The 26,164-nt window shown below is 72.8% G+C and carries 20 protein-coding genes; 6 read left to right on the top strand and 14 right to left on the bottom strand.

Features of this window, described 5'->3' with window-relative positions:
* Positions 1-85: 85 nt before the first annotated feature.
* The 4 genes from JIX56_RS42915 to JIX56_RS42930 form a co-directional block, all read right to left on the bottom strand.
* Complete coding sequence (locus JIX56_RS42915) at positions 86-2,524, bottom strand: right-handed parallel beta-helix repeat-containing protein (protein ID WP_257549225.1); 2,439 nt, start codon at positions 2,522-2,524, stop codon at positions 86-88.
* A gap of 111 nt (positions 2,525-2,635) precedes the next feature.
* Positions 2,636-3,259, bottom strand: a complete 624-nt coding sequence (locus JIX56_RS42920; protein WP_257549227.1) for an Rv1733c family protein — start codon at positions 3,257-3,259, stop codon at positions 2,636-2,638.
* Between the two features lie 241 nt (positions 3,260-3,500).
* A complete protein-coding gene (locus tag JIX56_RS42925; protein ID WP_257549229.1) occupies positions 3,501-4,325 on the bottom strand; it encodes an MOSC domain-containing protein in 825 nt (274 codons plus the stop codon).
* 54 nt (positions 4,326-4,379) lie between these two features.
* Positions 4,380-4,829 carry a DUF6643 family protein gene (locus JIX56_RS42930; protein WP_257549231.1) on the bottom strand — a complete coding sequence of 150 codons (450 nt, stop codon included), beginning with the start codon at positions 4,827-4,829 and terminating at the stop codon, positions 4,380-4,382.
* 317 nt (positions 4,830-5,146) lie between these two features.
* Here JIX56_RS42930 and JIX56_RS42935 point away from each other — a divergent pair, with 317 nt between their 5' ends.
* On the top strand, positions 5,147-6,418 hold the full coding sequence (locus JIX56_RS42935; RefSeq protein ID WP_257549233.1) for a TerD family protein: 1,272 nt from the start codon (positions 5,147-5,149) through the stop codon (positions 6,416-6,418).
* Positions 6,419-6,451: 33 nt separating this feature from the next.
* On the opposite strand, the gene JIX56_RS42940 is transcribed toward JIX56_RS42935, so the two are convergent.
* Positions 6,452-7,627, bottom strand: coding sequence for a glycosyltransferase (locus JIX56_RS42940; protein WP_257549235.1), 1,176 nt, complete (start codon positions 7,625-7,627; stop codon positions 6,452-6,454).
* Between the two features lie 57 nt (positions 7,628-7,684).
* On the opposite strand from JIX56_RS42940, the gene JIX56_RS42945 reads away from it, so the two are divergent.
* The 4 genes from JIX56_RS42945 to JIX56_RS42960 all read left to right on the top strand — a co-directional run bounded on the left by JIX56_RS42945 (position 7,685) and on the right by JIX56_RS42960 (position 11,443).
* Positions 7,685-8,491 (top strand): glutamate racemase, encoded by an 807-nt coding sequence (locus JIX56_RS42945; RefSeq protein ID WP_257549237.1) that lies wholly within the window; start codon positions 7,685-7,687, stop codon positions 8,489-8,491.
* Between the two features lie 49 nt (positions 8,492-8,540).
* A complete protein-coding gene (locus JIX56_RS42950; protein ID WP_257549239.1) occupies positions 8,541-9,098 on the top strand; it encodes a hypothetical protein in 558 nt (185 codons plus the stop codon).
* A 205-nt stretch (positions 9,099-9,303) separates the two neighbouring features.
* Positions 9,304-10,902, top strand: coding sequence for an apolipoprotein N-acyltransferase (gene lnt / locus JIX56_RS42955; protein ID WP_257549241.1), 1,599 nt, complete (start codon positions 9,304-9,306; stop codon positions 10,900-10,902).
* A 67-nt stretch (positions 10,903-10,969) separates the two neighbouring features.
* Positions 10,970-11,443 (top strand): NUDIX hydrolase, encoded by a 474-nt coding sequence (locus JIX56_RS42960; RefSeq protein ID WP_257549243.1) that lies wholly within the window; start codon positions 10,970-10,972, stop codon positions 11,441-11,443.
* 181 nt (positions 11,444-11,624) lie between these two features.
* Here the strand turns inward: JIX56_RS42960 and JIX56_RS42965 are convergent, their stop codons facing one another.
* Positions 11,625-12,800, bottom strand: a complete 1,176-nt coding sequence (locus JIX56_RS42965) for a hypothetical protein (protein WP_257549248.1) — start codon at positions 12,798-12,800, stop codon at positions 11,625-11,627.
* Between the two features lie 179 nt (positions 12,801-12,979).
* The gene (locus tag JIX56_RS42970) at positions 12,980-13,159 is read right to left on the bottom strand and encodes a hypothetical protein (protein ID WP_257551582.1); all 180 of its coding nucleotides are present in this window, start codon (positions 13,157-13,159) and stop codon (positions 12,980-12,982) included.
* A gap of 182 nt (positions 13,160-13,341) precedes the next feature.
* Here JIX56_RS42970 and JIX56_RS42975 point away from each other — a divergent pair, with 182 nt between their 5' ends.
* Positions 13,342-13,914, top strand: coding sequence for a TetR/AcrR family transcriptional regulator (locus JIX56_RS42975; protein ID WP_257551448.1), 573 nt, complete (start codon positions 13,342-13,344; stop codon positions 13,912-13,914).
* A 9-nt stretch (positions 13,915-13,923) separates the two neighbouring features.
* Here JIX56_RS42975 and acnA read toward each other — a convergent pair whose 3' ends face one another.
* The 7 genes from acnA to JIX56_RS43010 form a co-directional block, all read right to left on the bottom strand.
* Complete coding sequence (gene acnA, locus JIX56_RS42980; RefSeq protein WP_257549249.1) at positions 13,924-16,599, bottom strand: aconitate hydratase AcnA; 2,676 nt, start codon at positions 16,597-16,599, stop codon at positions 13,924-13,926.
* Between the two features lie 120 nt (positions 16,600-16,719).
* Positions 16,720-17,610, bottom strand: coding sequence for a GntR family transcriptional regulator (locus tag JIX56_RS42985; protein WP_257549250.1), 891 nt, complete (start codon positions 17,608-17,610; stop codon positions 16,720-16,722).
* Between the two features lie 45 nt (positions 17,611-17,655).
* Positions 17,656-18,531 (bottom strand): SDR family oxidoreductase, encoded by an 876-nt coding sequence (locus JIX56_RS42990; protein WP_257549251.1) that lies wholly within the window; start codon positions 18,529-18,531, stop codon positions 17,656-17,658.
* Between the two features lie 90 nt (positions 18,532-18,621).
* On the bottom strand, positions 18,622-18,864 hold the full coding sequence (locus tag JIX56_RS42995; RefSeq protein ID WP_257549252.1) for a hypothetical protein: 243 nt from the start codon (positions 18,862-18,864) through the stop codon (positions 18,622-18,624).
* Positions 18,837-20,834: a hypothetical protein gene (locus tag JIX56_RS43000; RefSeq protein WP_257549254.1), complete on the bottom strand. Its 1,998-nt coding sequence runs from the start codon at positions 20,832-20,834 to the stop codon at positions 18,837-18,839. Before JIX56_RS43000 ends, JIX56_RS42995 begins: the two co-directional genes overlap by 28 nt.
* Positions 20,831-24,973 carry a vWA domain-containing protein gene (locus JIX56_RS43005; protein ID WP_257549256.1) on the bottom strand — a complete coding sequence of 1,381 codons (4,143 nt, stop codon included), beginning with the start codon at positions 24,971-24,973 and terminating at the stop codon, positions 20,831-20,833. The genes JIX56_RS43000 and JIX56_RS43005 overlap by 4 nt, the downstream gene beginning before the upstream one ends.
* Positions 24,970-26,130 (bottom strand): ATP-binding protein, encoded by a 1,161-nt coding sequence (locus tag JIX56_RS43010; protein ID WP_257549258.1) that lies wholly within the window; start codon positions 26,128-26,130, stop codon positions 24,970-24,972. Before JIX56_RS43010 ends, JIX56_RS43005 begins: the two co-directional genes overlap by 4 nt.
* Positions 26,131-26,164 lie beyond the last annotated feature (34 nt).

Consider the following 26,164-nt stretch of genomic DNA (forward strand, 5'->3'; position numbering starts at 1 on the left):
ATCACACCTGTGGTGGGGTTTTCCCCCTGGGGCGAGCCCCCGGCACGTCCGCTACGACATCCCTGCGGAGGTTCCGACGGTCTCCCTACGACAGCTCCGGCAGGTCCTCCGCGTACAGCAACGTCAGCTCGTCCGTGCTCGGTTCGTCGACCTGGGCCACCCGGCTCGCGTGACGCTCCACCATCGCCTCGAACGTCTGCCGCGCGGTACGGCCGTTGCCGAAGGCCGGGCCCTTCGGGAGGGCCGTGAAGTACTTCAGCAGCGCCTCGCCCGCGCCCGGAGCCAGCCGGTACTCGTGCTCCTCGGCCTGCTGCTCCACGATGCGCAACAGCTCGTCGGGGACGTAGTCGTCGAAGGTGATGGTCCGTGAGAAGCGGGACGCCACACCGGGGTTGACGGTCAGGAAGCGCTCCATCTCGGCCGTATAACCCGCGACGATCACCACGACGGCGTCCCGGTGGTCCTCCATCAGCTTCACCAGCGTGTCGATGGCTTCCTTGCCGAAGTCCCTCCCCGAGTCCTCCGGTGACAGCGCGTACGCCTCGTCGATGAACAGCACACCGCCACGGGCCCGCTCGAAGGCCTCCTGGGTGCGGATCGCCGTGGAGCCGATGTGCTCGCCGACCAGGTCCACCCGGGACACCTCGACGAGATGCCCCTTTTCCAGGACACCGAGTGAGGCCAGGATCTCGCCGTACAGGCGCGCGACCGTCGTCTTGCCGGTGCCGGGGGAGCCCGTGAACACCAAGTGCCGTTTGACGGAAGCCGCCTTGAGTCCGGCCTGCTGACGGCGGCGGCCCACCTCGATCATGTCCGTGAGGGCGCGGACCTCGCGTTTGACGCTGTCCAGGCCGACCAGCGCGTCGAGTTCACCGAGCACGGCCTTCGAGCTCCGCGCCGACGTCTCGGGCTCCGCTGCGGGCACGGTGGCCGGCGGCTGATCGATGGTGCGCTGGCCCGGGATCGAGCCCAGCAGCCCGGGCGACTGGGCCGTGGTCTGCGTGGCGGCCTCCTGCGGGGCAGGAGGCCGGACCCCCGCGCTCTCGTCGCTGGTGCAGTCCTCGACGACGGGGCCGCCGCCCGCGCCGCCGGGGCCGCCGTCCGCGAACTCGTAACCGCCGCGCGCGCAACGCTCCGTACGGCACTTGCGCAGCGTCGCCCGTGAGCCGTCGATGATGTGGAAGCCGTAGCCGCCACTGCCCGTCACCCGGCAGTTGAGGAAGCTGCCTCGGCCCCCGGCGGAGACATAGAACCCCGCCTCGGCGGGTGAGGTGACCGTGCAGCGCTCGATGGTCGGGTCCGCGCCCTTGGTGACGATCACGCCGGTCTGCGTGCCGTCCACCGTGCAGCCGTTGAGGGTGCCACCGCTGCCGTGGTCGCGGAACCAGGCGCCCGTCGCCGCATCCCGGATCCGGCAGTCGTCGAGCTGCGCGGTCGCCCCGTCGCTCACCGACACCGCCGTGTTCCGCACCTGCGACAGATCACTGTCGACGACGTCCGCGCGTGAACCCCGGTCCAGCACGAACAGCGCGTCCGGCACGTCGTGAACCCGGCAGGACTCCAGCACCGCCGTCGCGCCGTCGCTGATCCAGACGGCCGGATAGTCGCCGGTGCTGTCGAAGATCTCGCACTGGTTGGCGTCCACGCGCGTGCCCGGGTCCCACACCGACAGCCCGTTGCGCCCGAACTGCCGCACCGATGTACGGGTCAGGGTGAGGACGGAGCGCGAGCGGAGATCCACCGCGTTCTCCGGGATGTCGTGGATGCGGCAGTCCGCGAGGGTGAGCACGGCGTCCGTGTCGAGCGTGACACCGTCGGCCGTCGTACGGTGCACATCGCAGTCGGTGAGATGGGCCGTGGCCCGCCCGCTGATCTGTACGCCGCTGCCCCGGACCTCGTAGACCTCGCAGCCGACCGCTTCCAGCGCGGAGTTCTCCCCGGTCGCCGTCAGGCCCGAACCCGAGGTGTGGTGCACCCGGCACCGCTCCAGCCGTGGATGGCCGCCGCCGCGCACCGCGACACCGGCCTGGCCGGCCGCGACGACCTCGCACTCCTCGAACACGCCACCGCCGCCGTCGACCACGGCGATGCCGATACCGGCCGGGTTGTCGACCGTGCAGCGCCGGACCGTGGGGCGGGCGCCGCCGCGCACCTCGATGCCGGCCGCGGAGCGCGTGACGATCCGCAGGTCCAGGAGCTCGGGCGTGCCGTCCTCCACGAGCAGCGCGGGCGCCGCCGCGTCCTGGCCCTCCACGTGCAGGTCCTGCACGACGGCAGAGGCGGACACCGTCAGCGGCACTCCGTCGAGGGGCGCGATGCGAACCGAGCCGGGCGAGCCCTCCGGGCCGCGCAGCGTGACCCCCCGCTGCACGACGAGGTTCTCCCGGTACGTGCCGGGAGCGACGATGAGCACATCGCCGTCACTCGCGGCCTCCAGGGCCGCGGCGAGCGACGTGTACTCACCTGTGCGGCGCCGCCACCGCGATGTACCGGTGTGCGTCACCTGGACCGTGCCCTGTGCCATGGCGTTGCTGTGCCCCCACCTCGTGGAACGCGGGTCGATGCCGAACAGTTCGGCTGGTCGGTCCACCGTAGCGTGCGCGGGCAGGGGGAGTTGACCGGAGTGGGAAGGCGGTCAGCTGCCCGTGCCCGTCCTGCCCCAGTCCGGTCCCGCCTTGTCCCACGCCTGGTCCCAACGGGTGTACCGGCGGCGGACCATGCGCCACACGATCAGCCGCCTGCCGCCCTCGACGAGCCCCGCGGCGAGCACGGTGGCGCCGAATCCGGCCAGCACGGCGTGCGTCGTGGCCGTGGCGGTGTCCAGGGGGCGACCCACTGTTCGGCCCTGCTCGTCCGTCCACAGCGTGAAGTGGTCGCCGGGTCGCGGGGTCTTGAGATTGGCCATGACCGTGCCGTGCCGGTCGGTGCCGTCCGGGCCGGTCCAGTCGGCGACCACCCGGCTCTGTCGGTCGCGGGTCGTGGCCGTCTCCGGATCCGGGTCCAGCGGGGAGCTGTCGACCTTCTTGACGACGGTGGCCGTCACCCGGTGCCGGGTCTCCCGTTGGTCGCGCACGGACTGCTGCAGGGCGCTCTGGGCGGCGGTGCCGACGAGGGCGCCGATCAGGGGCGCGGCGACGAGGATCAGCACGAGGGCCGCGAACGCCAGCCACGCCTCGACCAGATCGGTCGTCCGCCGCAGCGGATTGTGCCGCCACCGCCACAGCCCGCCGAACGCCCGCAGTCCACCGATTGCCCGCACTGCCCCACACCCCCTTACGCGTCCGTGATAACCCCGGGCGGAGCCGTCCACGCGCGCTCCCGGTCAAGAGAGAGCGAAATCACCCTCCCACCGGACTTCTCGTGAACTTCTCACCAAGACTCAACGGACGGTCCCAGGGCGTGTGTTCCCTACACACGAACCCAATCGAAGGAGTTTGAATTTTCAAGGGAGGAAGGAGGGTTCCCTCAAGTCCGCGCAGATCTCAGCGAGATCGAACGCTCTATTCGAGGATTCGCACCGGATCGCCGATACGGACCGTGCCCCCGGTTTCCGGAACCAGGTTCTGCCCGAAGACCAGCTTGTCGCCGAAACGCCGGTGGCGGGCGAGTGTGCGCAGCGGTTCCCGTCCGCGCTCGGCGGTCTCCTGGTCGGTGGTGGTCACCACGCACCGCCCGCACATCTTGGCGACCCGGAAAGTGACCTCTCCCATGGCGACGCGCCGCCAGTCGTCCTCGGCCCAGGCGTCCGTGCCGTCGACGACCACGTTCGGCCGGAAGCGGCTCATCGGCAGCGGGCCCTCTTCGGGGTGGTCGCCGTCCGCGACCAGGGTGTTGAGCGCGTCGAGCGAGGCGAGCGTGGTGAGCAGCAGCGGATAGCCGTCGGCGAAGCTGACGGTCTCGCCCGGGCGGGCGTACTCGGGATCGATCGGGCGGCGGGTCGCCGGGTCGTCGAGATGCACGAGCCGCACGGCGATGCCCAGATAGGCGCTGAACCAGGCGTGCGCGGCGGCGTCGGCGGGGACCCCCTCCACCTTGTCCCGCCAGATCTCCACCGTGGTCGTCCCGGTGGGCTCGGGCACGGCGACGGTGAGCGGCTCACGCCCGGGCGCGGACAGCAAGAGACCGCCGCCGGGCTGAAGCCCGGCGGCGGCCAACGCCATACGCGGATGCGGACGTTGAGTGATGACCTTGCCCGAGTCGTCGACCAGCACCCAGCGGCGGTCGCCCGCCAGCCCCCAGGGCTCCACGACGGCCTCGTCGGGGGCGAAGCCCCGGGCCGCCTTCAATGGGTGGACATGGATCGAGTGCAGTGACGGATTCCCCATGGGGTCATCCTGCCAGCAGGCGGTGACAACCCCACGCGGAATATTTCAAGTGGATCAGTAGCCGCGGTACTGCTGACCGTTGTACGGCTCCTGCTGGTACGGGGCGGCCTGGGCCGGGCGCGGAGCCGCCGGTCGCATGGCCTCGTAGCCGGTGTTGCCGGCCATCGGACGCTGCTGCTGCGGCGGCTGGGCGCCCGGGTAGCCACGCGGACCCGCGGCCTGCTGCGGGATGTACGCGTTCGGCGCCTGCTGCAACGGCGAGGGCTGCTGGGCCTGGGGGTAACCATAGGCGGGGGACGGGTGGGAGGGACCGGCCGGCAGCGCGGGGAGCGCCGACGGGAGCGCGGGCAGATTGCTGCCCGGAGTGTCGTACTGGGCCGGTACCCGGATGGGAGCGATCTGAGGGGTTCCCCGCTCGGCGACGAGAGAGTCGTAGATCGGGGTGTCCGCGAAGGACGAGGCGGAGTAGTAACCGCCGCCGTAGGTGGAGCGGGGGGAGGTCATGGCACATAAGTTAAGCCCACGATGTGCTGGTTGGGGAGACCGATAAGAGGGTTGTTTTCCGTGTCGGCAGTGACGCTGGATCCCCAATGCGAGCGAACTCGGCGAAAAGGGGCAGCGCAACGCGTTCTGATCGTGTAAAGGGAGAGTTCCCGGCGGGTTACCGGCGGTTGGCCACGGATCTTTCGGTACGGGTTCTGGGGGTTCCGGGGGTCGGGGGAATAGGTTTGGCGCCGACAACGGATCGGGGCGGATCCGAAGGACTGTGCGGGACCCGGCCTGGCGACGACCTTCTGGGTGACCTTCTGATGGGGGCGGACATGTCAATGCCGAAAGGATCGAACACCGCGGTGCCGACGGCCGCGCTGCGTGTGGAACTGGGCCGGCGTTCCGGACCGGGCGTGCCCGACACGGACGCCTCGGCGCTGTTGCTGGTCGGCGGAAAGGTACGTTCCGACGCCGACTTCGTCTTCTACAACCAGCCCGCGCACTCCTCAGGGGCGGTCCGGCACGAGGGCAAACGGGACGCCGGCGGCCAGGTGACCGAGTCGCTCCTCGTCGACCTCGCGAGCGTGGAGCCCGCCATCGAGACCGTGGTGGTGGTCGCCTCCGCGGACGGCGGCACCTTCGGGCAGGTCCCCGGGCTGTACATCCGCGTGCTCGACGAGCGGGCGGGCACCGAGATCGCACGCTTCGACAGCGCGGACGCCGGCGCCGAAACCGCTTTCGTGCTCGGCGAGTTCTATCGCCGCCAGGGCGCCTGGAAGTTCCGTGCCGTAGGCCAGGGCTACAGCAGTGGCCTGGAGGGCCTGGCCACCGACTACGGCATCACCGTGGACGAACCGCAGCAGGCGGCGGCACCCGTGGCCGCGCCCGCACCGGTGACTCCTCCCGTCACCGTTCCGCCCCCGGTGAGGACCGCCCCGCCTCCGCCGCCCGCCGCGCCGGCCCCGGTCCGCCTCACCAAGGTCACGCTCACCAAGGAGGCCCCGGCGGTCTCCCTGAGCAAGCAGGGCGGCAATTCCGGCGCCCTGCGCGTGAACCTCAACTGGGAGGTGCACAAGCAGTTCACCGGGTGGGGCAGCAAGCTGGGCCGGGCCATCGCCAACCACGCGGACCTCGACCTCGACCTGTGCGCCCTGTTCGAACTGTCCGACGGCAGCAAGGGCGTCGTCCAGGCGCTCGGCAACGCCTTCGGGGCACTGCACCAGCCGCCCTTCATCCACCTCGACGGCGACGACCGCACCGGCGCCGTGAGCAGCGGCGAGAACCTCACCGTCAACCTCGACCACAAGAACGCCTTCCGGCGCATCCTCATCTTCGTCACCATCTACCAGGGCGCCCGCTCCTTCGCCGATCTGCACGCCACGGTCACCCTCCACCCGCAGCACGGCGCCCCCGTCGACTTCTCCCTCGACGAGTGCACCGTCCCCTCCACCGTCTGCGCCCTCGCCCTCATCACCAACCAGGGCGGCGACCTCATCGTCCAGCGCGAGGCCCGCTACCTGGTCCCCGAGCGAGGCGTGAGCCCACAGCGCACGGTCGACCACGCCTACGGGTGGGGGATGAACTGGACGCCGGGCAGGAAATAGCGACCCATACAGAGGGGGGCCAATAGGCGGCCGCTAGCCTTCGTCCGGGACCGAGTCCGGGCGCGCGTAGGTGCGGCCCTTCCAGGCCGCGCCGCGTCCCCGGTAGTGCCGCACCGCGGAGTCGACCGTCATCAGCAGGTACAGGAACGCGGTGAACGGCAGCAGGGGAGCGAGCCACAGCGGCTGACCGTAGTAGCGGAGCATCGGCAGGTACGTCGCCGTCATCAGCAGCCAGGCGAGCCCGCCGAGGAGCGCTGTGGGGAGGCCTCCCGTGGTGAGGCCCGCCAGGAGCGCGACGGGCGGTACGAGGTAGACCAGGGTGAGACCGAGGACCGTACCGGCGAGCAGCAGCGGGTTGTGCAGCAGTTGGGCGTAGGCGCTGCGGGAGACCATGCGCCACAGGTCGTGCAGCCGGGGGTAGGGCCGCACGCTGTCCACCCGCTCCGCCAGCCCCAGCCAGATGTGGCCGCCGCCCCTCTTGACCGCCGTGGCCAGGGCCACGTCGTCGATGACGGCCTGCCGGATCGCGTCCGGGATCCGCGCCCGCTCGGCGGCCTCGGCCCGCAGCAGGACGCAGCCACCCGCAGCGGCGGCCGTGCGCGAGCCCCGTACGCCGATCCGGCGGAAGGGATAGAGCTGGGCGAAGAAGTACACGAAGGCGGGCACGACGAGCCGCTCCCACACACTCTCGGCGCGCAGCCGCGCCATCTGCGACACGAGGTCGAAGCCCCCGCCGTGTGCGGCCGCCACCAACGCGCGCAGGCTGTCCGGCCGATGGGCGATGTCCGCGTCCGTCAGCAGCAGGAACTCGGGTCCACGCGCGCGTGCCAGCCCCATTCCGTGCCGCAGGGCCCAGAGCTTGCCCGTCCAGCCGGCGGGCGGCTCCCCGGGCGAGGAGACGGTCAGGGGCAGCCCGCCGTGCCGCCGGGCCAGCTCACGGGCCAGTTCACCGGTCCCGTCCGAACTGCCGTCGTCGACCAGGAAGACCTCCGCGCGGCCGGGATAGTCCTGGGTCAGCAGCGACGGCAGGCTCTCGGGCAGGACGGCGGCCTCGTCGCGGGCGGGGACGACGACACAGACGTACGGCCAGTCGTCGGGATCACGGCGGGGTGGCAGGCGCACATCCGTGCGCCAGAAGAAGCCCTGGCCGAGCAGCAGCCACAGCCAGGCGGCGAGTGATCCGGCGGCGGTCCACACGATGGCGCTCACCCTCGCAGTCTGCCCCACCGAAGAGGCCCCACCGAGGCCATCGTCTATCGTGGCCGGGTGAAGATCGCGCTCATGGACTCCGGTATCGGTCTGCTTCCCGCCGCCGCCGCGGTACGGCGCCTGCGGCCCGACGCGGATCTCGTGATCTCCTCGGACCCCGACGGCATGCCCTGGGGCCCGCGCACTCCACAGGACCTGACAGAACGTGCCCTCGCCGTCGCCGAGGCGGCGGCCGCGCACGCGCCCGACGCCCTGATCGTCGGCTGCAACACCGCGTCCGTGCACGCCCTGCCCGCCCTGCGCGCCCTCCTCGAACCCGGACTGCCGGTCATCGGCACGGTCCCGGCGATCAAACCGGCCGCGTCCGGCGGCGGCCCCTTCACCATCTGGGCGACGCCCGCCACCACCGGCAGCCCCTACCAGCGCGGCCTCATCGAGGAGTTCGCCGACGGGGTGACGGTCACCGAGGTGCCCTGCTGGGGACTGGCCGAAGCGGTGGAGCACGCCGACGACGCGGCGATCGACGCCGCGATCGCCGCGGCCGCCGCGCTCACCCCCGACGATGTGACGACCGTCGTCCTGGGCTGCACCCATTACGAACTCGTCGCCGAACGCATCCGCGCCGCCGTCCAGCAGCCAGGCCACCCGCCCCTCGTCCTGCACGGCTCCGCCGGCGCCGTGGCCGCCCAGGCGCTGCGTCGCATCGGGCAACTCCCCAAGCCCGAGGCGGACTGGACCGAGGCGACGCTGACGGTCATCCTCAGCGGACGCGAGGGCGCACTGCCCGCCCCGGCACTGGCGTACGAGGAGGGCAGGCTGCTCCAGGCCGTCGGCGCCGCGCTGGCCGCCCGCCCGGAGCAGTGACGTTCCGCAACCAGGTGCCCGCGCTGCGGAACCTGAGTAGTCTCAAACCATGAGGGACCACCCCCACGGCGACACGGGCGCCCCCGAAGCCCCGCACCCCGAGGTCTGGACCGGCCGCGCGACCAACCGCGGCCAGTGGCTGCTGGCACTCGGCGGTGCCGCCTGCATGGCACTGGGTATCGAACTCGCGGTCGACTCCGCGTGGACCTCCGGTGCCGCCCCGCTCATGATGTCGGTCGTCGGCTGCATCGCGGCCGGGCTGCTCGTCCTCTTCGGCACGCTCGCGTTCGTGCACGTCTCCGTGAAGGTCGACAAGGAGTGCCTCGAAGTGCGCTGCGGCCACATCGGCGTGCCGCGCCGCCGCATCCCCCTCTCCCAGGTCGCCGACGTCGTCTTCGCACCGTGCGTCACCCCCCACCAGTGGGGCGGCTGGGGCTACCGCTGGCGCCCGGAGAAGGGCACCGCCGTCGTCGTACGCCGTGGTGAGGCCGTGGTCCTGCGCCTGTGGGACGGCCACACGTTCACGATCACCGTGGACAACGCCGAGACGGCCGTACGCGTGATCCGCGCCCGGTTGAGCCCGAGGGCGTCCGGCGCCGCGCGCTGACGCCTCCGCCTGACCGTCGTCGAGGGCCCCGACCGCCCGGCCGCATCAGGCCGCACGTCAGAGGCTCGCGCAAACCACGACGGGTGATGCGCCGCTTTGTGGATGAGTTGCGCAGGAACGTTGCAGCAGATGTGCGACATATGCCTCACCCGGGACGCACGGGCCTCGCTGTCGGGGCCGGGGTGACGCGCCGTACACTCCCCGAGTGACCGTCACCGCCGCTCCCGTAGACGAGCCAGAAGTGCCCGAACCCCAGGCCACGCCCAAGTTCCGGGCGTTGCTCCCGGCCGTCGTCGCGGCTCTTTCCGGGGGGCTGCTCTACGTCAGCTTCCCGCCCCGGACCCTGTGGTGGCTGGCGCTGCCGGCCTTCGCGGTCTTCGGCTGGGTGCTGCGCGGACGCGGGTGGAAGGCGGGCCTCGGTCTCGGCTACCTCTTCGGCCTCGGATTCCTGCTGCCGCTGCTGGTGTGGACCGGCGTGGAGGTCGGTCCGGGTCCGTGGCTCGCGCTCGTCGTGATCGAGGCGGTGTTCGTGGCGCTCGTCGGCGCGGGCGTCGCCGTCGTGTCGAAGCTGCCCGGCTGGCCGGTGTGGGCCGCCGCGCTGTGGATCGCCGGTGAGGCGGCACGCGCGCGTGCCCCGTTCCACGGCTTCCCCTGGGGCAAGATCGCCTTCGGCCAGGCGGACGGCGTCTTCCTGCCGCTGGCCGCGCTCGGCGGCACCCCGGTGCTCGGTTTCGCGGTCGTCCTCTGCGGTTTCGGGCTGTACGAGGTCGTACGGCTGGTCGTCGACAACCGGCGCACCGGGGCGGCCGTACACCGGGGCACCGCGGCCGTGGCGGCCCTGGCCGTGGCCGTCCCCCTGGTGAGCGCGTTCGCGTCCCGCGCCCTGGTGAGTGACGAGGCGGAGGCCGGTACCGCGACCGTGGCGGTCATCCAGGGGAACGTTCCGCGCCTGGGGCTCGACTTCAACGCCCAGCGGCGGGCCGTGCTCGACTACCACGTCAAGGAGACCGAGCGCCTGGCCGCCGAGGTCGAGGACGGCAAGGTGGCACAGCCCGACTTCGTGCTCTGGCCGGAGAACTCCTCCGACATCGACCCCTTCGCCAACCCCGACGCCCGTGAGGTGATCGAGCGGGCGGCCACCGCCATCGGCGCCCCCATCTCCGTCGGCGGTGTCGTCGAGCGGGACGGCAAGCTCTACAACGAGCAGATCCTGTGGGACCCGGTGAAGGGTCCCGTCGACACCTACGACAAGCGGCAGATCCAGCCGTTCGGCGAGTATCTGCCCCTGCGGTCGTTGATCGGCGCCATCAACAGCGAGTGGACGTCCATGGTCCGCAAGGACTTCAGCCGGGGCACCGAGCCGGGCGTGTTCACCATGGACGGTGCCAAGATCGGCCTCGTCACCTGCTACGAGGCGGCCTTCGACTGGGCCGTGCGCTCCGAGGTCACCGACGGCGCGCAGCTGATCTCGGTGCCGAGCAACAACGCGACCTTCGACCGCAGCGAAATGACCTACCAGCAGCTCGCCATGTCCCGTGTGCGGGCCGTCGAGCACAGCCGCACCGTCACCGTGCCGGTGACCAGCGGCGTCAGCGCGATCATCATGCCGGACGGGAAGATCACCCAGAAGACCGGCATGTTCGTCCCGGACTCGCTGGTGCAGAAGGTGCCGCTGCGCTCGTCACAGACGCCCGCCACCAAGCTCGGCATCGCGCCCGAGATGCTCCTGGTGCTGGTCGCGGCGGGTGGCCTCGGCTGGGCGATCGGGGCGGGTGTGCGCGGGAGGCGCGCCGGTGGCGTGTAGCCGTACGCCTCTCGTGCGCGACCTGGAAGCAACGGGGTGACGGAACCGGCCCGTTAGGGTCGGCTCCATGGCTACCCCTGATTTCATCCGCACACTCCGTGCATCCGCCGGCAACCAGCTGCTCTGGCTCCCCGGAGTCACCGCCCTCGTCTTCGACGACGAGGGCAGAGTGCTGCTCAACCACCGGTCGGACAACGGCAAGTGGTCGCTGATCGGCGGCATCCCGGAGCCGGGGGAGCAGCCCGCGGCCTGCGCGGTGCGGGAGGTCTTCGAGGAGACGGCGGTCCACTGCGTGCCCGAGCGGATCGTTCTCGTACAGGCGCTGGACCAGGTCCGGTACGAGAACGGGGACGTCTGCCAGTACATGGACACGACGTTCCGCTGCCGTGCCGTGGGCGGCGAGGCGCGCGTCAACGACGACGAGTCCCTGGACGTCGGCTGGTTCTCGCTGGACGCCCTGCCGGATCTGAGCGAGTTCGCGCTGTTCCGCATCAAGCAGTCGATGTCCGACGCACCCGCCTGGTTCGACCCCACGGCCTGAGGCCGAACGACACCAGCCGGTCTTCTCTCCTCGCCGGCATCCCGTTCGGCCGGGCCGCCCGGCCACGGTCCGCTGACCTGCCGGAGGGCGCCACCGGCCCGTACGCCCTGACGCCCGACGCCAGGTCGGGACGTGTGCGGGCCGGTGGCCGACGCGCGGGTGAGGACGGGGACGACACCTACTAGTCCTTGGCGGAGGTCGCGGTGTCCGTGGTCCTCATCGGCTCTGCGGGGTCCCTGGTCTCCGTGCGGGCCACGGTCACCCGGAGCGTCACGGCCGTCGTGACTCCCGCCAGCAGGCCCCAGGTCAGGGCGGCCGGGACGCCGCCGCCGAGGTTGGCGGCCAGGTACAGGTCCCAGCGGAGGTTTGTGCCGTCGAGCAGCATCCGTAGGAGCTGGCTCGTCAGTAGTGCGAGGACGGTCGCGCAGACCGCGCCGATCGCCAGTGCGGGGACGGTGGCCCGGGTGAGCAGGCCGGGCAGCAGGCGCAGGGCCCACCAGACCAGGGCGAGCAGCAGGACGTCGATGGCGCGGTACAGGAGCCAGTCGCCGAGCGGTGTGCCCGCCGGGCTCGACCAGGCGCCGAGCAGCAGCCACTGGCGCAGGAGGTCGCCCGGTTCGGAGAGCAGGCCACCGCCCGAGTAGGCCGTCTGGAGGGAGGCGGCGACCGACTGGTAGGAGAGGACGACCAGCGACAGCGCGATCAGCGCGGTCCCGGCGGTGGCGGCCAGACGGGCGGCGTGCGCCGGGACGACCTCCTGCGGCAGTGGTCCGGCGCCCTTGGCGGTGACCCACGCGATGAGCACCGTCGCCACGGCGGCGACCAGCGCCGTCGCCACCAGGATCTGCCGTCCGGAGGAGATCACGCCCGCCAGCTGGGGCAGGAAGCGGTAACTGCCGTGCCCCTGCGCGGCGATCAGCCACGGCGCGGAGACGGTGACCGCCAGCGTGCCGGCCACCAGACCCCAGGCCCACACCGCGAGCAGCGCCGCCGTCACCCGGCCGCGCACCGGCGGCAGCCTGCGGACCAGGAGCAGCGCCCCGGGCACGAAGAAGGCGAAGACCGCGGCGAACCGGATCTGTAACGCGGTCTCGTACAGCGGGAGGTAACGGGAGCTGTCGCTCAGGGCCGTGTCCCCGATCCCGCCCGACAGCTCGGCGCCGATCCGCGCCGAGCCCGGCGGGTCGTACGCCCAAGGGGCGAGCCAGCGTTCCAGCTCGGCGGCGGCCTGGGCGCCCAGCACGTCGGTGGAGCCCTGGAGCCGCAGCGCGCTCTCGCTCGCCCCCGCCCACCACAACAACACCGTGAGCAGCAGCCCTCCGACCACCGCCGGTATCGCCGCACGCCGATATGACATGTACTGCCCCCCGTTTCGACCGCGTACCCCGTGAGTTGGGTCGAGTGGAGACTACGGACCGCTGATCACATGTGGATCACAGGGCGGCGTCGGCTTGCGTGCCCGCAGGCTCGGGAACCGTGTGGATCGGGCTTCCCGGCCGGGGCGTGTCGCGTCGGTGGACTGGACTTCGGACGGGGTCAGCCGTCGGCGCGTACGAAGACGGGCTCGAGGTGCTTCTGGGGGAGCGCGTCGGGGAGTTGTTCCCAGTCGAGGACGTGGGAGACGACGCGCGCTCCCCCGGCCCTCGCGGCCGCCGCCGAGGCGTTCGACAGCTGGGCGGTCGACTGATCCGACGGTCGGCCCCGGCGACACCACACCGGCTGAAGGGCGGGGTGAGCGTCCCAACGGGGGTGTGGCGGCGGGTGGGCGGTCGCGTTGGCCGTAAATCGCCGGTAAGGTGACCCTAAGTGGACAGGTGTCCACTAGTGCGAGGTGTGACGGGCGGCTGTTCCGTCCGGTGCGTCGTAGGACGGGTCAGGGAGGAGGGCGAGTGGAGTCGATGAGTGAGGTGCCCCAGCGGTCGGACGCGCAGCGGAATCGTGAGCGCATTCTGCGGGTGGCGCTGGCCGAGCTGTCGCGTTCCGCCGACGTCCCGCTCAGCCTGATCGCCAGGAAGGCGGGTGTCGGGCAGGCCACCTTCTACCGCAACTTCCCCAGTCGCGAGGCGCTCGTCCTGGAGGTGCACCGCCAAGAGGTGCGGCAACTCGTCGACAGCGCGGCCGAGTTGCTGAAGACCCGGAAGCCCGACGAGGCCCTGAGGGAATGGATGGACGACCTCGCCCGCTATGCCACGGCCAAGGCCGGCCTGGCGGACGCGCTGCGGCAGGCCACGGCTGCGACGGGCGGCCCGGCGAAGCCCGGGTACCCGCTCCTCGTCGCCGCGATCGACCTCCTGCTCAACGCCAACCACGAGGCCGGCACCATCCGCCCGGGCGTGACCGCCGACGACTTCCTCCTCGCCATCGCCGGCATCTGGCAGATCGACCCCCAGGGGGACTGGCGGTCCCAGGCCGACCGCCTCTTCGACCTCATCATGCGCGGCCTGCGCACGGGAGCACCCGGACGGACGTGAGGTCGGGCTTCACGACCGGGTCAGCGCCCGGCGGACCACGTACGGCAGGATGCCGCCGTGGCGGAGGTAGGACAGTTCCTGCCCGGAGAAGATCCGCAGCCGCAGGCCCACGGCGGTGTGGCCACCGTCGTTCCGCGCGATGCGCAGGCCGACCGGGTTGGTGCCGACGGACAGGTCGTCGATCCCCTCGAACGTCAGCTCCTCCTCGCCGGTGAAGGAGTACGACGACGCGTGGTCGCCCTCGGTGAACTCCAGCGGCAGTACGCCCATCCCGATCAGGTTGCTGCGGTGGATGCGCTCGTACGACTCGGCGATGACGGCACGGACACCCAGGAGTGCCTGGGCCTTGGCCGCCCAGTCGCGGCTGGAACCGGCGCCGTAGTTGCGCCCGGCGACGACGACCAGGTCGTGGCCGGACTCCCGGTGGGTCGGTGCGGCCTGGTGCACGGGGAGGACGCGCGTGCGGTCGGCCGTGTACGTGTGACCGCCCTGTCCCTGCCGGCCCCGCACCGTCAGGTTGATGACGGCCGGGTTGGTGAAGGCGCCACGCAGCATCACCTCGTGGTTGCTGCGGCGCGTCGCGTACTGGTTCAGGTCCCGGCGGGCGACTCCGCGCTCGGTGAGCCAGTGGCCCGCCGCGCTGTCGACAGGGATACGGCCGGCCGGGGAGATGTGGTCGGTGGTGATGTCGTCGCCGAGATGCAGCAACACCTTGGCGCGGCGCAGCGCGAGCCGGTCCGGCGCGGTCGCCGACAGGCCGGTCAGCTGCGGGGGGCGACGGATATATGTGGATTCCGGGTCCCAGGGGAACAAGGTGCCGGCGGGCGCGTCCAGCCGACACCAGGCCTCGGTCCCCTCGCGCAGACGCTCGGCGTTCGCGCGGAACATCTCCGGCCGGACGTACTCGGCGATCCGGTCCCGCACCTCCTCGTCGGACGGCCAGAGATCCCTCAGATACACGGGACGGCCGTCGGGGCCGGTGCACAGCGGGTCGTTCTCGAAGTCGTGCAGGATCGAGCCGGCCAGCGCGTAGGCGACGACCAGGGGCGGGGAGGCCAGATACGACAGGGGAGTACGGGGGTTGACCCGGCCCGTGAAGTTGCGGTTGCCGGAGAGCACGGCGACCGGATCGACCGTGCCCTCCTCCGCGAGCTGTTCCATCGCCGGGTGCAGAGGGCCGGAGTTGCCGATGCAGGTCATGCAGCCGAAGCCGACGATGTGGAAGCCCGTCTTCTCCAGGGCGGGCAGCAGGCCGGACGCGCGCAGATACTCCTCGACCACGCGGGAGCCGGGGGAGAGGGACGTCTTCACCCAGGGCTTCGCGGTCAGCCCGGCGTCCACGGCCCGTTCGGCGAGCAGACCCGCCTGGATCAGCAGGGCCGGGTTGGCGGTGTGGGTGCAGCTGGTGATGGCGGCGAGGGCGACCGGACCGTCGGGCAGCGGCGCACCGAAGGCGGACTCGTCAACGGCTGTGTCCCGGGCGGGCGTTGAGGCGGCGGCGCGGTACGACTCCGGCACGCGGGAGAGTGACAGCCGCTGGTGGGGAAGGTTGGGTCCCGCCATGCTGGGCTCGACCGTGCCGAGATCGAGGTCGATGACGTCGTCGTAGCGGGGTTCGGGGCGGTCGTCGGTGCGCTTGAGGCCCTGGGCGGTGAGGTAGGCGTCGACGAGGCGTACGTGCTCCTCGTCCCGGCCGCTGAGCCGGAGATACGCGGCGGTCTCGTCGTCGTACGGGAAGAACACACAGGTAGCCCCGTACTCCGGGGCCATGTTGGAGACGGCCGCGCGTTCCGCCCAGCCGAGGGTGGTGACACCGGGGCCGGAGAACTCGACGAACTTGTTCACCACGCCGTGGGCGCGCAGGAGTTCGGTGAGCGTGAGGGCCAGGTCGGTGGCGCCGAGACCCGGGCGCAGGCCTCCGGTCAGGCGGACGCCGACCACCTCGGGGTACTGGATGGTGACCGGCTCGCCCAGCATCGCCGCCTGGCCCTCCAGGCCTCCGACGCCCCAGCCGACGACACCGAGCGCGTTGATCATCGGGGTGTGGCTGTCGGTGGCGACGAGCACGTCCGGGTGGAGGACGGGCGGTTCACCGTCTGCCGCGTGCCCCTGCGCTGTCCCGTCGTCCGTCCACACCACGCGGGCCAGCGCCTCCATGTTGACCTGGTGGATGATGCCGGTGCCGGGCGGTACGACGCGGAAGTTGTCGAGGCTGCGCTCGGCCCACTTCACCATCTCGTAGCGCTCGCCGTTGCGGCGGAAGTCGATGAGGAGGTTGCGCTCGACGGCGTCAGGGCGCCCGTACTCCTCGACGATGACGGAGTGGTCGACGGTCAGGTCGACGGGGATCGACGGCTGGAGCCGTCCGGGGTCGCCGCCCAGCTCGGCGACGCTGTCGCGCATGGCCGCGAAGTCGGCCAGGGCCGGTAGGCAGGTGGTGTCGTGCAGCATGATCCGGTTCGGATGCACGGGCACCTCGCACGCACCGCTCCCGGCGCGCACCCGGGTCAGTACGTCCGCCAGCGCCTCCGGTGCCCGGCGGGCGACGTTCTCCAGCAGGACGCGTATCGCGTAGGGGAGGGCGTCCAGCTCCGCATGCGGCAGGAGTCCGCTCAGGGGCAGGTAGCGGTGGGGCCGGCCGTCCACGGTGAGGACGGCGGACACGGCTGTGCGGTCAGCGTTCATGAGTCCCTGCTGCGGTGAGGGCGTCCGGCTTCCAAGTGCCGGGCCATATTGTCTCAAGCCGCTTATTAGTACAACCGTGCCGGGCGTGGCCAAGCGTCTTCTCGGCGCGCGCTGTTCCGGCTACGCCTCCGGCGAGGCTCCGGTCTTGATCGACCGCACCTTGTTCAGGTGCTCGTGGAGGAAGGCCGATGCCTCCTTGAGGTCGCCGTTCTCGACGAGGTCCAGCAGCCGCAGATGCTCGCGTGCCTGCTGGGTCAGGCGGGAGCGGTCGAGCTGGTGGCGGTACTCGATCAGCCGACGGAGCCGGTTCTGGCGGCGTACGGCGTCGAGCAGGAACGGGTTGCCGGAGCAGCCGACCAGCATCTCGTGGAACGAGGCGTTGACCTGGAACAGTTCGGCGCGCGGCAGCAACAGGATGTCCCCGTGCAGCAGGGCCTCCTGCTGCTGTCGGTGCCGGGCGAACGCCGCCGCGTCCACGGTGAAGCCCGGCTCCAGCAGCGCGGCCGGTTCGACGATCATCCGGAAGCGGTAGCTCTGGGCGTGCGCCTCGACGGTGGCCATGACGTGCTGGAACTCCCAGCCCCGGCCGCCGGTCTTGCGCCGCACCAAGTCCTCGCCCTCCATCCGGACCAGCACCCGGTCCGCCTGGCGCGGGGTCAGACGGTAGCGGCGGCTGATGTCGGCCGAGGTGAAGGAGCCGGTGAAGCGCCCACCGACATAGTCGTCGGCGATCTCGAAGTAGGCCGCCTGCTCCACGTCGTCACCGTCGCCGAGATCCGCCCGGGCGAGGGCGCTCGCGTCACGGGCGAGGAAGAAACCGCGGTGGGGGACCCGTTCGAGAATGCCGACCTCGGCGAGGAAGAGCATGGCCTTGCGGACCGGCGTACGCGAGACCTCCAGCGTGTCCGCCGCCCACTGCTCCGTGACGTGCGCGCCCTCCTTCAGCCCGTTGCGGCGGAACAGGTCCACCAGTCGGGTGGCGAGGGAGGTGGTCAGGTTCGGCCGTGACATCGGTGACCGCGCTTGTCGAGTGGAAGGGATGGCGAGGGCGCCATCCTAAGAGCTCCGGCGGTGGCTCTGGGTGGTGGCGCGGAAGACATCGGTGAGGGATCGGGCGGGGTGGCCGGTGAGGTCGGGGACGGCGCTGCTGACGCCGTCGAGTTCGCCGGCCGCGATGGCCGTGTAGGTGGAGACCCAGGCGTCGAGTTGCCAGGGCGGGGCGCCGTAGGAGGCGCGCGAGGCGTACGCCTCCTCGATGGTCTCGGGTTGGTAGCGGACGGTGCGCCCGAGCTGCTCGGAGAGGATCGCGGCCGCTTCGTCCAGCGTCACGGATTCGGGGCCGGTCAGGTCGTACGTGATGCCGGCGTGGTCGGCGGGACGGGCCAGGACCGTCGCGGCGGCGTCGGCGATGTCGTCCTGGGAGACGAAGGCCGCACGCCCCTGCCCGGCGGGGCCCCGGATGACGCCGTCCTCGCCGGCCAGGTCGGGGACGATCTCCGCGTAGAGGTTGTCGCGCAGGAAGGTGTGGGCCAGGCCGCTCGCGCGGATGTGTTCCTCGGTGTGGAAGTGGTCGCGCGCGAGGGTGAACGCGGCATCGGGCGCGGCACCGAAGAAGGACACGTACACCAGGTGCTCGACCCCGGCCGCCACGGCGGCGTCCACGAAAGCCCTGTGCTGGGAGACCCGGTCCGCGCTCTCCGAAGCGGACACCATCAACACGGTCCGCGCGCCGGTGAGGCCGCGAACGACCGCCTCACGGTCGCCGTACTCGCCGCGGACCGCCGTCGCGCCGGGCAGTGCGGGAGCCCGCTCGGGACTGCGCACCAGCAGCCGCTGCGCCACACCCCGCTCGGCCAGACGGTGGGCGACGCGCCCGCCGAGGCGGCCCGTGGCTCCGGTCACCACCACGGTTGATTCGAAAGGTTCGGTCATGGTGCTCTCACGTCCTGGTGTGTCGATGTACTTGGTGCCCGATTGTCCGCCCGTCCTCACGAGTCGGCGGGATCTTCGATTCTCCTTCCCTCACGCGTGGTGCGACACCTCCGCGATCGTCAGCCGCGTGGCGCGGCGGACCGGGACGTACGGTCCCCGGGGCCCGGTGGACCCGGTCGCCGACACGCCGGACTGCCTGGCCGCCCGCGCCAGTTGGGCGTCCGAGACCCTGGTGGGGTCGAACGCGGCGACGACATGCGGTCCGCGCTGCTCGCCGAAGGCCTTGGGGCGGGGCGGTTCGGCGGTCAGTGGTGCGTAGTCGGTGGCTGCCAAGTCGCCTGTACCAGGGCGCGTTCGGTGCCGGCCAGGTAGACGGCGGTGGTGAGCCAGGCCCGGGCGTAGCGGTCCGGGTCGGGGTCGGTGATGCGGCCGAAGACGTCACGGGAGCGGCGGTCGGCTTCCGTGGTGAGGGTGGTCGCCAGGTCGGCGGCCGTGCGGAATCCGGTGCGGCGCAGGGCCGCGCCACCGCCGTCGCGGTCGCCGTCGCGGGCGGGTTCGGCGACCGCGCGGCGGCCTCCGGAGACGGCGACCTCGACCAGGCGCCGCAGCCGCCACAGTGGGGCCTCCGCGAGGGGGTCGGTCGGGATGCCGGCGAGGCCGTCCACGGTGGGCGGGGCGGACGGTGGTGGGAAGTGCGCGCCCTGGAGACGGTCGTAGCCCAGGTCGGCGTGGCCCTGCCAGTCGGCGGGCAGCCGCAAAGTCGCGTCGGTGTCCGGGACCGGGCCGACCGCGAGGGGGCGGAGGGTGGCGGCGCGGTCGGGGTCGAGGCGGCCGATCACGCGCAGCCGTAGGCCGGGCCGCGAGGCGAGCTGACGGAAATTGGCGGTGTGGGCGAGATCGGGGTGGCCATGGGCGGGGGTGAGTCGGACGAGGAGGTCGCTCGCGGACTGCTGCCCGGTGGGGGACAGCTCGCGGGCGAGCAGGTGGTCGCCCGCCGCGCCGACGAGGACCAGGTCGCAGCCGATCAGTCGGCGTGCTGCCTGCTCGGCCTGTTCGGGGTCGGCTCCGGGAGTGCCCGTGAGCCGTTCGGCGACCGCTTCGGCCAAGGGCCGCGCGAACAGGGCGGCGAGCGGCCCCGACGTCCAGGAGAGACCGGCGAGCGGAGTGGCCCGTACGCCCTTGCCGGAGCCGAGGCGGCCGTCCGGGGAGAGCGTGGCGCCCGAGATCAGCAGTCCGCCACGGGCGAGTTGAGCGTGGTTGAGGGTGCCGGAGCCGAGCGCGACGGTGGCCGTGGCGGCACCCCGGGCGCGGGCCGGGCCGCCGGGCTTGACGTCGGCCACGGAGAACCAGCGCCCGTCGTCGGAGACGAGATGGGTGACGACACCGCCGTAGCCGGTGGCCGCGATCACCGGCTCCCGGCAGACGCCGTGGACCCGCAGGCCGCCGCCCGGCCGGTAGGCGCGGCGGGCCGTGCCGACCAGGGCTGGATCCGGGTCCGCCGCCGACAACAGACCGGTGGTGAGCAGCAGTTCGCGGACGTTCGCGACGAGGTCGGCCAGCCGGTGGCCGTCCTGCCGGGCCCGGGCACCGCGCAGCCCGCGTACGACCCGTAGGGCGGCCGTCTCGGCGCGGTGCAGCCCGGCGAGCCGGGCCGTGTGCGCGGCCCGCAGCAACTCCGCCTGCGGCACCGCGCCCGCAGCGGGGACTCCGGCGGCGAGTACGGCCGCGGTGGCCGCCCAGAGACCGGTGGCTGCGGCGACCTGGGCCGGCGTGGGGCCGGTGGGCTCGGGGGCGTGGGGAGTACTTGGAGTACTTCTGGTGCCGGTCCGCGAGGGGAATTCAGCGCGACCCGTGCCTTCGGTGGACCGGGCGGTATCGGTCGGCCCGGCGCTTGCCGGAGTGTCGGACGGGCCTGTGGACCGGGGTGCTGCCCTGTCTGATGGCGCGTCCTCTCCCCCTGTGCGGGCGCCTGTCGCTGTGCCGGATGGCTCAGGCGCCGTCTCCGTGTCGGCGTCGGCTACCGGACAGGCGCTCAGGACGGCGGCGCGGTGCAGGCACCGGGGTGCGAGCAGGCAGCCGCACACCACGTGTTCGGCGTCCGTGACCGCGCCGGAGGGGTTGGGCGTGAGCGTGACCTCGGCGTCCTCACCACACCGGATGCGCAGAACGCCGTCGTCGACGGTGATGGGCAGGGCCGCGTACGTCTCGATCGCGGCGTCCAGTTTCTTGCGCAGCCGGGAGGTCAGGCTCTCGACGGCGGCGGCGACCACGTCGGGTGCCGCCGGGGGCAGTTCGGGGTTCATCGGGTCTCTCCGCGGAGGCGGTCGCCCACCCAGCGGGCGAGGGCGAGGGGACTGAGGGCGGCGACGGGCATGCCGGCCGCGACGAGTTGCTGGGCGACGGGCACCGAGTAGCGCGGGGTGCCGGTGTCGTCCAGGGCCGCGCAGCCCATCAGATGCACGCCGGAACTCGCGAGGGCCCGCACCTCACCGAGGAGTCCGCCCAGCGGGTAGCCCTCCTCGAAGTCGCTCACCACCACCACGAGGGTCCGGCTCGGCACGGTCACCAGGGAACGGGCGTGCGCGAGCCCCGCCGCGATGTGGGTGCCGCCTCCGACCCGCACCTCCAGAAGCAGCGACAACGGGTCCTCCACCTGGTCCGTCAGGTCGATCACCTCGGTCGAGAACGCCAGGAAGTGCGTGGACAGGGTGGGCACCCCGCCCAGGACCGCCGCGGTCAGCGCCGACCAGATGACGGACGCCTCCATCGACCCGGACACGTCGACGACGAGGATCAGCCGCCAGTCCGCCTCCCTGCGGGACCGGGTGCTGAACACCGGCCGCTCCGGTACGACCACGGTCCGGCCGTCGGCTGTCCGGCGTGTGTGGGCCAGGTTGGCCCGCAGGGTGCGTGGCAGGTCGAGCCGACCGCCGGGGCGACGGGTCGGGCGCGGGGTGGCCAGACCCGTGAGTGCGGGGCGCATACGGGTGGCGAGTTCCCTGGCCAGTTCGTCGACCAGGCGGCGTACCAGCGGGCGCAGCTTCGCCAGTTGCTGCTCGGGCATCCCTCCGGCGAGGGACAGCACGGACGTCAGCAGGTCGACCGAGGGGCGGACCGCCTTGGGGTCCAGCTCGGCCAGTACGTCCGTACGGCCCTGGTCGGCGGCCCGTGCCAGCACTTCCTCGCGGACCTCCGTGCCGAACAGCGCGTCCAACTCCTCAGCCCACTCCCTGGCCGTGGGGAACGACGCGTCCTGGCCGCCGCCCTGGCCCTGGCCGCCGCCCCGGCCGAGATCCGAGGAGCCCTCGCCCCGGCCGGTGCCGTACAGCTCGTCCAGCGCGTGCGCGTAACGGCGGGCGCCCTGCGGCAACTTCTCGCTCTCCCGGCCGAGGAGGAGCCGCCAGCGGTCGGTGGGGGAGAGGTGGAGGGGGGAGGGGGCCGTGGGGGCGGGGGTGGGGGCGGGCGTTTCCGGAGGGCGGGGGGCCGTTGGGGGCGCCGGGGGCGCTGGGGGAGCCGGTTCGGCGGGGCGGGGTGTCCCGGCTGAGCTCGGAGCGTTGGTGGCCTCGGTGATCACCGTGACCTCGGTGGTCTTGGGCAGCCCGGTGGCGTCCGTTCCGATCGTCAGTCGCAGGGCGTTGACCGCCGCCAGGCCCGCCGTGTCCGCCGCCGTCCACAGGGCGAGGAGCTCCGGCGAGGCGCTCAGCGACAGGTCGAGGCGGTCGCCCAGGCGCTCGGTGACGGTGTCGAGCAGGCGGTCGCGGCCCGCCGGGGTGAGTGTGTCGAAGCCGCCGCGCAGCGCGGGGAGCCGGTCCAGGAACCCCTGGTCGGTGAGTGTGTCGATCCGGTCGAGCAACGGGTCCAGTGCCGTCGGCGCCGACTGGAGCAAAGGTGCCGCGCCGCTGAGCAGCCCGGTGAGGCGGCGGGCCAGCCCGAGGCGGCCGTCGGGGCCGGTGGCCGTGTCGATCCAGCCGGCCGCACGTGCGCCGAGGGTGTCGGCGTCGTCGAGGTCGAGCATGACCCGGGCGGCCAGGGCGGCACCCTGGACGAGCGGGGAGCCGGTGCGGGCGAGGGTGCCCAACGCGTCGTCCATCCGCAGGCCGAGGTGGTGTTCACCGGCCCGCGAGGCGAGCCCGATGAGTGCGGTCGCGTCCTCCGGCTGGTCGCTGCCCGCCAGGCCGGGCAGGGCACGGACCGCCGCCTCCAGCAGGTCGGTGGTGAGTTCGGCGGCCTCCTGCCTGCCTTTCGGCGTGGTGCCGGGCAGGTGACCCCGGCGCAGTGCCTCCAACAGGTCCAGGGCTTCGAGGAGTTCGGGGAGTGTGGCCGCGGCGGGGAGCACCGCGGCGGCGTCGGCCAGGCGGTCGGCGACCAGCGCGGGCAGGTCGCAGCGGGCGGCCGCCCGGAGCCCGGCGAGGACGAGGGCGCAGGTGGGCCCGCCGTCCGCCGACTCCCTGCGGAAGGTCTCCCGCAGGCTGCCTTCGGCGGCCAGGGCCGCGGTCACGCCCCGTATTCCGGCCAGGTCGAGCCGTACGGGAACGGCGGGCGTCCACGACAGCCGCCACCGGGTGGTGAGCGCCGTGCCATCGCCCGTACCGGCCACCTCCACGGCCTCGCCGTAGCCCGCGCCGCACACCGCGAGGCGCTGGAGCAGGATCTCGCGGCGGCCGTCGAGGGCGGAGCGGAGCGGGTCGAGTCGGAGCTCGCGCGAGGCGGGGTCGTCCGGGCCGGGCAGCCGCAGCACGGCCAACTCCGCCTCCACGGACGGGCCGAGCCCGGAACGTGGTGTGCCGGGTGCGATTCGGCCGCGCTCGGTGCCGACCAGAACCACTTCGAGGGCCCGCGCGAGGGCCCGGCCACGGCCGAGGGGTTCGCCCTGGCCCATCACGGTTGTCAGCGCCTCCAGCACCTCCCCCCGGCCCGGGGCCGCGAGTCCCCGGAGACTGGCCAGGTCGCACGCCATCCGCAGGGTCTCGGTGGCCTCACCCGTCCCCGCGGTGTGCCCGGCCGCGCGCAGCTCCCGGCACACATCGGTGATCGCCCGGGCGGCGGCAGCGTGCAGCCGCTCGGGGTCGCCCCCGGCCGTGAACACCGCCTGCTGCCAGCGTGGGTCGCGGATGCCCGCCGGGTACCCGGAACGGGAGTCCAGCAGATCGAAGGCGTACGGGACGAGTGAGGTGACGACAGGCGGGTGCTCCCCGACGAGGCCCGCTTCCCGGCCCCCGGACGCCGCGTCGGCCGCGTGCGGGGACGGCACCGAGCCGCCCGTGTGGGCCGCTTCTGTGTCGGCTGTGTCGGTGCCCGCGTGGGCCGCTTCTGTGCCGGCCGTGTCGGTGCCCACGCCTGCGACGTCCATGAGCGCCGGGGCGTGGAACGCGCCGATGACGGCCGCGACCCTGCGTCCGTCCGCAGCCGCACGGGCGATCGTGTCGCGCATATGGGCCTCACGGGCCAGGTCCACCGGCGGTACGCCGCCCGCCGACTCGGCGTCGCGGCGCAGCGCCCACCCCACGCCCAGGGCGGCGCGCCGGATCGCCTCAGGAGCGCAGCCGGGAGCGAGCACTTCCACACAGCGGTCCCACAGGTCGTCCCCCTCGCGACCGGTCCCGGCGGCGGTGAGCGCGTCCGCGAAGGCGGTGGGCGTGGCGACGGGAACGGCTTCGGCGAGCGCACTCCCTGTTTCCCTGTCCGGGGCGGAACAGTCCGCCTCCGACTCCGGCCGACGCGTGTCCGACTCCGGCCGGTCGGTGTCCGACTCCGGCTGGCCCGCGCCCGACTCCGGCCGACGCGTGTCCGACCCCGGCTGGCCGGTGCTCAACCCCGGCTGGCCCGTATCCGATCCCGGCCGGTCTGTGCCTGAGTCCGGCCGGTCCGCGTCCGTGCCCGGCCGGAGCGTGATCAAGCCCGGCCGATGCGAGCCCGCTCCCGGCCGATGCGAGCCCGCTCCCGGCCGGTCCGAGCCCGACTCCGGCCGGTCCGCGCCGGCTCCCGGGCGGCCCGCGCCGGCTCCCGGGGGGCCCGCGTCCGCTCCCGGGCGGCCCGCGCCCGCCCCCGGGCGGCCCGCGCCCACCCCCGCAAGGTCCGCGCTCCACCCCGGATCCGACATCGGCAGGTCGCAGCACACGACCTCCGCTCCACGCTCCCGTGCCCAGCGGACCGCGGCGAGTTCGGGGGAGAAGTCGGCGAAGGGGTAGAAGCCGAGTCGGCCGCCCTCGCTCGCGCCGGCCAGTGCGACCGGCGCGAGGGTGCCCGGGGCGGCGAGGTGGGTGAGCCAGGGCTGGAAGTCGGCGGGGAGTTCCACGCAGACGACCTCGGCGCCGGAGGCGTCCAGCAGGGCGGGTACGGCCGCGGCGAGGGCCGGGCTGTGGTGCCGTACGCCCAGCAGGTACGGCACCGTGGAGTCGGCGAGGGCGGTGACGGCCGCCCGCGGGTCCTGAGAGAGCGTCACCGAAGGTTCTCCCGCAGGTCCCAGAGGCGGCGCCACGTCGCCGAGCCGTCCTCGGCGCGGCGGCGTACCGGACCGTCCCAGTAGCCGAGCAGCCGGGCGTGGTCGGCCGGGTCGTCCTTGCGGACCACACCCAGCAGGTGGCCGGGGACGAGATCGAGGGCGTCCCCGCCGGGCAGGTAGGCGGCGGCCACACCGAGGGAGGCGGCGACCTGCACGGCCTCGGCGGTGGACATCACCGTCCCGGGCCGCTCCACGTCCCAGCCCTCGGCGGACCGCCCTTCGCGCAGATCCCGGAAGACGGTGACCAGCACATCGAGCACCGCGTCGTCCACGCCGAAGGCCGCGCCCGCCCGCTGGACGGCCGCCTCGGCCTGCCGCCGGACCAGTGCCGTCTCGGCGTCGACGTCCGCGATCGGGTGCACCGTCTCGAAGTTGAAGCGGCGCTTGAGCGCGGCGGACATCTCCGAGACACCCCGGTCGCGCAGGTTGGCCGTGGCGATGACGGTGAACCCGGGGGCCGCCGCCACCTGAGCGTCGTCCGTGCCGGACAGCTCGGGCACGCTCACCCGCCGGTCGGACAGGATCGACACCAGGGCGTCCTGCACCTCGGGCAGACAGCGGGTGATCTCCTCGACCCGCGCCACCCGGCCGGAGCGCATCGCGCCGAGCACCGGCGAGTCGACCAGTGCCTGCGGGGTCGGGCCCTGGGCGAGCAGCAGGGCGTAGTTCCAGCCGTAGCGGAAGGCGTCCTCGGTGGTGCCGGCGGTGCCCTGCACGGTGAGCGCGCTGGTGCCGCACACGGCGGCCGACAACAGCTCGGAGAGCATCGACTTGGCCGTGCCGGGCTCGCCGACGAGCAGCAGGCCGCGCTCACCGGCGAGGGTGACCACGCACCGCTCCACCAGGGCGCGTTCGCCGACGAACTTGGGGGCGATCACCAGCTTGTCGGGCAGTGTCTCGTGCGGCTTGGGGAGCTTCAACGTCTCGCCGCCGCTGCCGCAGACGAAGGTGACCGCGGCACGCGGGGTCAGGCGCCAGCCGGGCGGGCGGGGGCCCTCGTCGTGGGCGGCGAGGAAGGCGAGTTCGGTGGCGTGTCGCTCCTCGGCGGGCAGGGTCTGCCGGGCCGGGAGGGCCGTCGCCGTGTCGGTCGGGGTCATGAATGTCCTTGCTCGGTGGGTCGGTGGGTCGGTG

Origin of the sequence: Streptomyces sp. CA-210063 (genome assembly GCF_024612015.1) — a bacterium.
Taxonomy (GTDB): domain Bacteria; phylum Actinomycetota; class Actinomycetes; order Streptomycetales; family Streptomycetaceae; genus Streptomyces.

What these genes read in the sequence shown, in the direction of transcription:
- JIX56_RS42915 (WP_257549225.1), bottom strand. Translation starts at nt 2,524, where the DNA reads ATGGCACAGGGCACGGTCCAGGTGACGCACACCGGTACATCGCGGTGG.
- JIX56_RS42925 (WP_257549229.1), bottom strand. Translation starts at nt 4,325, where the DNA reads ATGGGGAATCCGTCACTGCACTCGATCCATGTCCACCCATTGAAGGCG.
- JIX56_RS42930 (WP_257549231.1), bottom strand. Translation starts at nt 4,829, where the DNA reads ATGACCTCCCCCCGCTCCACCTACGGCGGCGGTTACTACTCCGCCTCG.
- JIX56_RS42935 (WP_257549233.1), top strand. Translation starts at nt 5,147, where the DNA reads ATGTCAATGCCGAAAGGATCGAACACCGCGGTGCCGACGGCCGCGCTG.
- JIX56_RS42950 (WP_257549239.1), top strand. Translation starts at nt 8,541, where the DNA reads ATGAGGGACCACCCCCACGGCGACACGGGCGCCCCCGAAGCCCCGCAC.
- JIX56_RS42960 (WP_257549243.1), top strand. Translation starts at nt 10,970, where the DNA reads ATGGCTACCCCTGATTTCATCCGCACACTCCGTGCATCCGCCGGCAAC.
- JIX56_RS42965 (WP_257549248.1), bottom strand. Translation starts at nt 12,800, where the DNA reads ATGTCATATCGGCGTGCGGCGATACCGGCGGTGGTCGGAGGGCTGCTG.
- JIX56_RS42975 (WP_257551448.1), top strand. Translation starts at nt 13,342, where the DNA reads ATGAGTGAGGTGCCCCAGCGGTCGGACGCGCAGCGGAATCGTGAGCGC.
- acnA (WP_257549249.1), bottom strand. Translation starts at nt 16,599, where the DNA reads ATGAACGCTGACCGCACAGCCGTGTCCGCCGTCCTCACCGTGGACGGC.
- JIX56_RS42985 (WP_257549250.1), bottom strand. Translation starts at nt 17,610, where the DNA reads ATGTCACGGCCGAACCTGACCACCTCCCTCGCCACCCGACTGGTGGAC.
- JIX56_RS42990 (WP_257549251.1), bottom strand. Translation starts at nt 18,531, where the DNA reads ATGACCGAACCTTTCGAATCAACCGTGGTGGTGACCGGAGCCACGGGC.
- JIX56_RS43000 (WP_257549254.1), bottom strand. Translation starts at nt 20,834, where the DNA reads ATGAACCCCGAACTGCCCCCGGCGGCACCCGACGTGGTCGCCGCCGCC.
- JIX56_RS43010 (WP_257549258.1), bottom strand. Translation starts at nt 26,130, where the DNA reads ATGACCCCGACCGACACGGCGACGGCCCTCCCGGCCCGGCAGACCCTG.